Origin of the sequence: Mycobacterium sp. NAZ190054 (assembly GCF_001545925.1) — a bacterium.
Taxonomy (GTDB): Bacteria; Actinomycetota; Actinomycetes; order Mycobacteriales; family Mycobacteriaceae; genus Mycobacterium.
The window spans coordinates 1-8,203 of record NZ_LMVQ01000165.1; the positions used below are offsets into that span (position 1 = coordinate 1).

The window sequence follows — 8,203 nt, forward strand, 5'->3', positions numbered from 1 at the left end:
CACCCGCGCCATCTCCCGCAGCCCAGCCGTATGGTCGACGACATTGCGCAGGCCGAAGCTGATCGTCACCGCGTCGAAGGACTCGTCGGCGAACGGTAGCCGCGTCGCGTCCCCGGCCACCTTCGGCACGTCACGCGCCGCACCCGCGGCCAGCATGCCCACCGAGAAATCCGCGGCCACGCACCACGCCCCGGAGGTGGCCAGCTCGACGGTGGACACGGCCGTCCCGGCCGCCAGATCCAGCACCTTGTCCGCGGCGCTCAGTCGCAGCGCCTCGCGGGTGGCGCGCCGCCAGAAGCGGTCCTGCCCCAGCGAGAGCACCGTGTTGGTCAGGTCGTACCGGCGCGCGACCCCGTCGAACATCGACGCCACCTCATGGGGATCCTTCTCCAGCGACGCGCGGTTCACGCAGCCGAACGTATCAGGCAGAGCGCTGACGGTCGGCTGTGCATTCGGTGCACCGGGAATGGTTCTGCCACCGACGGGCATTGATCACGGCATGAGCGAAAAAGTCTGGTTCATCACCGGTGCGTCGCGTGGATTCGGGCGCGAGTGGACGATCGCGGCGCTCGAGCGCGGCGACAAGGTGGCCGCGACCGTCCGTGACCTGTCCACCCTCGACGACCTCACCACCAAATACGGGGACGCGCTGCTGCCGCTGAAGCTCGACGTCACCGACCGGGCCGCGGACTTCGCCGCGGTCGCGCAGGCCCACGACCACTTCGGCCGGCTCGACATCGTCGTCAACAACGCCGGCTACGGACAGTTCGGCTTCATCGAGGAGCTCTCCGAGCAGGAGGCGCGCGACCAGATCGAGACCAACGTGTTCGGCGCGCTGTGGATCACCCAGGCGGCGCTGCCCTATCTACGGGCACAGCGCAGCGGCCACATCATCCAGGTGTCCTCGATCGGCGGCATCACCGCGTTCCCGAACGTCGGCATCTACCACGCGTCGAAGTGGGCGCTGGAGGGCTTCTCCCAGGCCCTCGCGCAGGAGGTCGCGGACTTCAACGTGCACGTCACGCTGATCGAGCCGGGCGGTTTCGCCACCGACTGGGCCGGCCCGTCGGCCAAACACGCCACCGAGCTGCCCGACTACGCCGACGCGCACCGCAAGTCCGCCGAACAGCGGGCCTCCCGCACCTCCCGCCCCGGCGACCCCACGGCCTCGGCCAACGCGGTCCTCAAGATCGTCGACGCCGCCGAGCCGCCGTTGCGGGTGTTCTTCGGTGAGCTGCCGCTGCAGCTGGCCAGGGCCGACTACGAGAGCCGGCTGGCCACCTGGGAGCAGTGGCAGCCGGTGGCGATCGAAGCGCAGGGCTGATGACGGGCCGCGAGCATGCCGCCCGCGCCCCGCTCTACGGGGCGGCGCTGTCGGCCGCCGGGCTGCTGTCGTGCGGTGCGGCGGCGTTGATCACGGTGACGTGGGTGGCCGCGTCGCTGTACGTGGCCGCCGCGATCGCGGCCGGCATCGGTGTGGTCGTGACGATGCGGTCGTCGTAGGGCCCGGTGCGCGCGCTACGCGGCGCGCAGGCTGCGTGCGCCCATCACCGCTTCGTAGTGGCCGACCAGCTCGTCGCAGATCGCCGGCCAGGTACGGCCCAGCACGCTCTTGCGCGCGGCCACCGAATACCGGCGGCGTTCGGCGATCAGGTGGTCGACCGACTCCGAGAGCCGGCGCTCGAACTCGTCCACCGGCAACAGGAACCCGGTGCGGTACGGGGCGACCAGGTCACGCGGGCCGCCGGCGTCGGGAGCGATCACCGGCAGACCGGAGGCCATCGCCTCCTGGACCGCCTGACAGAACGTCTCGTGCTCGCCGGGGTGGACGAACACGTCCATGCTGGCGTAGGCCGCCGCCAGCTCGTCGCCGTACCGGGCGCCGGTGAAAACCGCGCGGGGCAGCACCGTTTCGAGCTTCTCGCGGTCCACCCCGTCGCCGACCACGACGAGCTGGAGGTCGTCGCGGCCGTGCAGTGCGGCCAGCCGCTCGACATGCTTCTCCGGCGCCAGCCGCCCGACGAACCCGATGATGGGCTTGCCGTCGGGTGACCAGGACCGGCGCAGCCGCTCGTCGCGCGCCGACGGCGCGAAGCCCGTCACGTCCACCCCGCGGGCCCACTTGTGGACTCGCGGAACATGATGGGCGGCAAGGCTTTCCATCGCCGACGTGGACGGCGCGAGGGTGCGGTCGGCCTTGGCGTGCAGCCGGCGGGTCCAGCTCCACGACGCCTGTGAGAGCACACCGATGCCGTAGCTCTGCGCGAACCCGGCGACATCGGTCTGGAACACCGCCACCGTCGGGATACCGAGGTGGCGCGCGGCGTGCACACCGCCCCAACCGAGCAGCGCCGGCGAGGCCAGATGCACGACGTCGGGATCGAACCCGCGCAGCACCCCGACCATCCGCGGCCGCGGGACACCCAGCGGCAGCGACGTGACCTTCGGGAACATCATCGACGGCACCCGGTGGACGCGGACACCGTCGTGCACCTTGTCGGCGGCCGGCTGACCGCGCGGCGTGTCCGGGGCGATCACCAGGACCTCGTGGCCCGTGCGGCGCAGGTGCTCGATCACCCGGAGCACCGAGTTGGTGACGCCGTTGACATTCGGCAGGAACGATTCGGCGACGATGGCAACGCGCACACGCAGACGGTGACATCGCCAGCTGTCGGCGAGGTTGCGCACAGGGAGATGTCACACGAATTGCCGGTGCGCGGCCAAAAGCGGGCCCCGCACCGTCATCGCGGCGAGGATGGACCCATGCACTGGACCCGTCCCCTGGCCGCGCTCTCGGCGCTCGGGCTGTTGATGACCACCGTCGGATGTACCACGCAGGTCAGTGGCGTGGCCCGGGTCGACCCCACCGCGGCGCCGCTGGCGCTGACCGAGGACGGTTTCGGCGTCGTCGCGGGTTTCGACGACGCCCCCGCCAAGATCGAGATCTACACCGAACCGCAGTGCTCCCACTGCAGCGACCTGCAGTACGACTTCGGCGACGAGCTGGCCTACAACATCACCGTCGGCACCCTTCAGGTCACCTACCGACCGCTGACCTTCCTCGACGACGACTACAACGGATACTCCGCGAAGGTCGCCAACGCGCTGTTCCTGGCCGCCGACGCCGTCGGGGACTCCGCGGCCACCGGCACCCAGCTGCAGCGTTTCGTCTACGAACTGTGGATCAACCAGCAGCCCGGCGGACCCGAGTTCACCGGCGACGAACTGCGCGACATGGCCGCCGATGCGGGCGTCCCCGACGTCGTCGCCGACCACATCGGCACCGACGCCGAGGCCGTCGACGTCGTCGAGATGGACGAGACCAATTTCGACCTGCTGTTCGACATCGATCGCGTCGAGACCGGCACCCCGACCGTGTTCGATCTCAACGCCGGGGAGAAGATCGACATCTACGACGACGCCTGGCTGGCCGACCTGGTCGCCGGCTAGACAGCGACGCGGCGCTTGTCGCGGCGCTCGATCACCACGGTGGCGCCCAGCGCCGCGCCCGCGACCAGCCAGCCGAGCACCGCGATCGAGCCCGCCGGGATGATCGCCAGCGCAGCGTTGCGGTGCTGCACGCGCACCAGATCCGGGTCGTTGGTGTCGTATTCGACGTAGATTCGCATGCCGTCTTCGAGCTCGGACGGATAGAGCACACCCAGTTCCGGGCGGTAGGTGACCCGGTCCGGGGTGACGAACTCGATCGTCGAGCGGCGCTGGCCCGCGTCGAGCACCGTGGCCTCGGCCACCCCGAGGTGACGTTCGATCTGGCGGTCGTTGCGCCACGCGCCGAGCACCAGCAGCACCGACTGCAAGGTGACCAGACACGCGACGGCGACGATGCCGATCCTGATCCGCCGCAGGATCCGCGCGCGGCGCGGCTCGTCAGGCTCACCGTACAGATGCGGGATCGCCAACTGCCACAACGCCTTCAGACGCCGCACCAGATCGCTCACAGTGCAGCCCTGATCGACGCGTGCAACGCCCGCAACGACGACCGGTCCGCCTTGACCTCCAGCACCCGCATCCCGTCGAAATCCTCGTCCAGCGCGTCGGCGAGCTGGCCGGTCTCGATCTGGCGGCTCTCGACGTGATAGGCGCGGCACAGCGCGCCGACGTCGACGTCGTGGGGCGTCCCGAAAATGCGGGAGGACACGTCGGAGAACCGCGGGTCGCCCTGCTCGAGCAGTTCGAAGATGCCGCCGCCGTTGTCGTTGGACACCACGATCGTCAGGTTCCGCGGGGTCGGCTCGGTCGGCCCGATCAGCAGACCCGAGCTGTCGTGCACGAACGTCAGGTCGCCGATCAGCGCGACGGTGCGCCCGCCGCCGCGCTCGTGGGCGAGCGCCGCGCCGATGGCCGTCGACACCGTCCCGTCGATGCCGGCCACCCCGCGGTTCGAGCGCACCTTCACGTCGGCGGTGTTGAAACCCACCAGCGCGATGTCGCGGACCGGGTTCGACGCCCCGAGCACCAACTGGTCGCCGGGGCGCACCGCGTCGGCAACCGCCGCGGCCACGGCGTCGTCGGGGGTGACGTCGACGAAAACGGACACCGGCAGACATTGACGGATGCGCCATCAACCGGGAATAGCTGCATTCATCGTGAGCGGAATTCTGCGCAGCGGTTCACCGGGGTGCGCTGATCGGTGTGGCGCCTCTTACACTGACATCTTTATCCGTCCAACGAAGGACGTGCCGTAGCGCTCGCAGGGGTTCGGTCACACTGGGAGCACAGCCAAGATCGGACGACATCGATGATCATCGGGATACCGAGAGAGTCCCAGCTCGGGGAGACGCGGGTCGCCGCGACCCCGCAGACGGTGGGCCAGCTGATCAAGCTGGGTTACGAGGTGGTTGTGGAGTCCGGCGCCGGGGCGGCGGCGAGCTTCTCCGACGACGCTTACGCGCAGGCCGGCGCCGGGATCGGGTCCACCTACCAGGTGCTGTCTTCCGACGTGGTGTTGAAGGTCAATGCACCGTCGCCGGCCGAGATCGCCGGTCTGCGTGACGGCGCGACCCTGATCAGCCTGATCTCCCCGGCACTCAAGCCGGACCTCCTCGAACAGCTGGCCACCCGGCCGATCACCGTGCTGGCGATGGACGCGGTGCCCCGCATCTCGCGCGCCCAGTCCCTGGACGTGTTGTCGTCGATGGCCAACATCGCCGGCTACCGCGCCGTGGTCGAGGCCGCGCACCGGTTCGGCCGCTTCTTCACCGGGCAGGTGACCGCTGCGGGCAAGGTGCCGCCGGCCAAGGTGCTGGTGGTGGGTGCCGGGGTGGCCGGGTTGGCCGCGATCGGCGCGGCCGGCAGCCTGGGCGCGATCGTGCGGGCCACCGATCCCCGGCCCGAGGTGGCCGATCAGGTTGCCTCCCTGGGCGGGGAGTACCTGGCGGTGGATCCCGCCGCCGCCGAGGTGTCGGCCACCGGTTACGCCAAGGAGATGGGCGAGGACTACAAGGCCCGCGAGGCGGCGCTGTACGCCGAGCAGGCCAAAGACGTCGACATCATCATCACCACCGCGCTGATCCCGGGCAAGCCGGCACCGCGCATCATCACCGCGGAGATGGTCGCGTCGATGAAACCCGGCAGCGTGATCGTCGACATGGCCGCGGCCAACGGAGGCAACGTCGAGGGCACCGTCAAGGATCAGGCCATCGTCACCGACAACGGAGTGACGATAATCGGCTACACCGATCTGGCCGGGCGGCTGCCCGCGCAGGCCTCGCAGCTGTACGGCACCAACCTGGTGAACCTGCTCAAGCTGCTGACCCCGGAGAAGAACGGGCATCTGAGCCTGGACTTCGACGACGTCGTGCAGCGTTCGGTGACCGTCGTGCGCGACGGCACCATCACCTGGCCGCCACCACCGGTACAGGTGTCGGCCGCTCCCGCGGCGACCACTCCCGCGGCACCGGTCGAGCAGAAGCCGGCCAAGAAGCCGATGACCGTCGGCCGCCGCCTGGGTCTGACATTCGCGGTGGCCGCGGTGCTGTTCGCGCTCATCGCGCTCTCGCCCGCGGCGCTGCAGGTGCACCTGACCGTTTTCGCGCTGGCGATCGTGATCGGCTACTACGTCATCGGCAACGTGCACCACGCGCTGCACACCCCGCTGATGTCGGTGACCAACGCGATCTCGGGGATCATCGTCGTCGGAGCGCTCCTGCAGATCGGTCACGATCTGAACTCCGGGGGCGCCCTGATCACCGCGCTGGCGTTCGTCGCGATCCTGCTGGCCAGCATCAACATTTTCGGCGGCTTCGCGGTGACCCGCCGCATGCTCGCGATGTTCTCGAGGAGCTAGCTGATGTTCACCCTGGAAACCGCCGCCACCGCGGCCTACGTGGTCGCCGCGCTGCTGTTCATCCTGGCCCTGGCCGGACTGTCCAAGCACGAAACCGCCCGAGCCGGCATCACGTTCGGGATCGTCGGGATGACCGTCGCGTTGGTCGCGACCATCGCGCTGGCGCTGGCCCGCCACATCGAACCCCTCGGCCTGGCGTTGCTGGTGGTCGCGATGGCCCTCGGCGCGGCGATCGGGCTGTGGCGCGCCAAGCTCGTCGAGATGACCGGGATGCCCGAGTTGATCGCGCTACTGCACTCCTTTGTCGGGTTGGCCGCGGTGGTGGTCGGCTGGAACGGCTACCTGCACGTCGAGGGCGACCCGGGCGGCGCCGAGGCCGCGGCGCTGGCCGGGCAGGGCATGCTCGGCATCCACGCCGCCGAGGTCGTCATCGGTGTGTTCATCGGCGCGGTCACGTTCACGGGGTCGATCGTGGCCAATCTGAAGCTCTCGGCACGCATCAAATCCGCGCCGATGATGCTGCCCGGCAAGAACATCCTCAACGTCGGCGCGCTGGTGCTCTTCGCCGCGCTGACCGTGTGGTTCGTGATCGACCCGCAGCTGTGGGTACTGGCCGCGGTGACCGTGCTGGCGCTGCTGCTGGGCTGGCATCTGGTGGCCTCCATCGGCGGCGGCGACATGCCGGTGGTGGTGTCGATGCTCAACAGCTACTCGGGGTGGGCCGCGGCCGCGGCGGGCTTCCTGCTCGGCAACGACCTGCTGATCGTCACCGGCGCACTGGTCGGCTCCTCGGGCGCCTACCTGTCCTACATCATGTGCAAGGCGATGAACCGCTCCTTCCTGTCGGTGATCGCCGGCGGTTTCGGGATCGAGGCCGGCCCCGCCGAGGACAAGGACTACGGCGAACACCGCGAGATCACCGCCGAGGGCGCGGCCGAACTGCTGGCCTCGGCCAACTCGGTGATCATCACCCCCGGCTACGGCATGGCCGTGGCCCAGGCCCAGTACGGCGTGGCCGAACTGACCCGCAAACTGCGGGAGCGCGGCGTCGAGGTCCGGTTCGGCATCCACCCCGTCGCCGGTCGCCTGCCCGGCCACATGAATGTGCTGCTGGCCGAGGCCAAGGTGCCCTACGACATCGTGCTGGAGATGGACGAGATCAACGACGACTTCGCCGGCACCTCGGTGGTGCTGGTGATCGGCGCGAACGACACCGTGAACCCGGCCGCCTCCGAGGACCCGGGCAGCCCGATCGCCGGCATGCCGGTACTGACCGTCTGGAACGCCGACCACGTCATCGTGTTCAAACGCTCCATGGCGTCCGGCTACGCCGGCGTGCAGAACCCGCTGTTCTTCCGCGAGAACACCCAGATGCTCTTCGGCGACGCCAAAGACCGCGTCGACGCCATCAACGCCGCACTGTCGGTCACCGAAAAAGTCTGATCGGCGAATTGCACCTCCGCACTGTCCGTCGGTTGATCGCATGAAATCAACTGCGCCCTACTCGGATTGAGATCGATCACGGAATTCTGCGACTACGCAAACAGGACAACTGACCATTCGCTTGCCGGATAGTTCGCGACCCGGCCGTCAGTTTCCGGACCGTGCGGTAGCATGGCGGCACCGGGGGCGAAGCAATGGCCCCGTAGTACCACCGCGAACGCGGGTACCTGCATGCACACAGCGTCCACGAGATATTCACCGCACGACGATCTCCACTTCGAGAGCCGCGACCTGGCAGCCACCGAGGATTTCCTGGTGCGGGCCTACACCAAGATGTCCATCAGCGCGGAGGACGGGGAAGATGCGTGCGCCCGCGTCGACCGGCGCTGGCTCGGACCCGTCAGTTTCGACGAATGCCGGCTCGCCTTCCGCATGTCCTACGACGCCGCCCCG

The 8,203-nt window shown here is 69.1% G+C and carries 8 protein-coding genes and 2 pseudogenes; 6 read left to right on the forward strand and 4 right to left on the reverse strand.

The features are described 5' to 3' along the window. Window positions 1–408 (reverse strand): class I SAM-dependent methyltransferase (locus tag ASJ79_RS13195; RefSeq protein WP_156448415.1); only part of this gene is annotated, 408 nt, incomplete at its 3' end. A 91-nt stretch (window positions 409–499) separates the two neighbouring features. On the opposite strand from ASJ79_RS13195, the gene ASJ79_RS13200 reads away from it, so the two are divergent. Then, window positions 500–1,324, forward strand: coding sequence for an SDR family oxidoreductase (locus ASJ79_RS13200; protein ID WP_067955811.1), 825 nt, complete (start codon window positions 500–502; stop codon window positions 1,322–1,324). Then, window positions 1,324–1,503 carry a hypothetical protein gene (locus ASJ79_RS13205; protein ID WP_067955813.1) on the forward strand — a complete coding sequence of 60 codons (180 nt, stop codon included), beginning with the start codon at window positions 1,324–1,326 and terminating at the stop codon, window positions 1,501–1,503. The genes ASJ79_RS13200 and ASJ79_RS13205 overlap by 1 nt, the downstream gene beginning before the upstream one ends. Window positions 1,504–1,518: 15 nt before the next feature. On the opposite strand, the gene ASJ79_RS13210 is transcribed toward ASJ79_RS13205, so the two are convergent. Continuing rightward, on the reverse strand, window positions 1,519–2,646 hold the full coding sequence (locus ASJ79_RS13210) for a glycosyltransferase family 1 protein (RefSeq protein WP_067955828.1): 1,128 nt from the start codon (window positions 2,644–2,646) through the stop codon (window positions 1,519–1,521). A 117-nt stretch (window positions 2,647–2,763) separates the two neighbouring features. Here ASJ79_RS13210 and ASJ79_RS13215 point away from each other — a divergent pair, with 117 nt between their 5' ends. Continuing rightward, the gene (locus tag ASJ79_RS13215) at window positions 2,764–3,450 is read left to right on the forward strand and encodes a thioredoxin domain-containing protein (protein WP_067955815.1); all 687 of its coding nucleotides are present in this window, start codon (window positions 2,764–2,766) and stop codon (window positions 3,448–3,450) included. Here the strand turns inward: ASJ79_RS13215 and ASJ79_RS13220 are convergent. After that, window positions 3,447–3,959, reverse strand: coding sequence for a DUF3592 domain-containing protein (locus ASJ79_RS13220; RefSeq protein ID WP_067955818.1), 513 nt, complete (start codon window positions 3,957–3,959; stop codon window positions 3,447–3,449). The genes ASJ79_RS13215 and ASJ79_RS13220 overlap by 4 nt on opposite strands. Beyond that, window positions 3,956–4,522 (reverse strand): annotated as a pseudogene (locus ASJ79_RS13225) (thiamine pyrophosphate-binding protein); the annotation flags it as partial. The pseudogene ASJ79_RS13225 and the gene ASJ79_RS13220, both read right to left, overlap by 4 nt. A 237-nt stretch (window positions 4,523–4,759) precedes the next feature. Between ASJ79_RS13225 and ASJ79_RS13230 the strand changes: the two are divergent. From ASJ79_RS13230 to ASJ79_RS13240, 3 genes and pseudogenes are all read left to right on the forward strand, one after another. Further along, complete coding sequence (locus ASJ79_RS13230) at window positions 4,760–6,307, forward strand: Re/Si-specific NAD(P)(+) transhydrogenase subunit alpha (RefSeq protein WP_067955822.1); 1,548 nt, start codon at window positions 4,760–4,762, stop codon at window positions 6,305–6,307. A gap of 3 nt (window positions 6,308–6,310) precedes the next feature. Further along, window positions 6,311–7,750, forward strand: coding sequence for a Re/Si-specific NAD(P)(+) transhydrogenase subunit beta (gene pntB, locus ASJ79_RS13235; RefSeq protein ID WP_067955825.1), 1,440 nt, complete (start codon window positions 6,311–6,313; stop codon window positions 7,748–7,750). Between the two features lie 231 nt (window positions 7,751–7,981). Further along, window positions 7,982–8,203: pseudogene (locus ASJ79_RS13240) on the forward strand (AraC family transcriptional regulator); the annotation flags it as partial.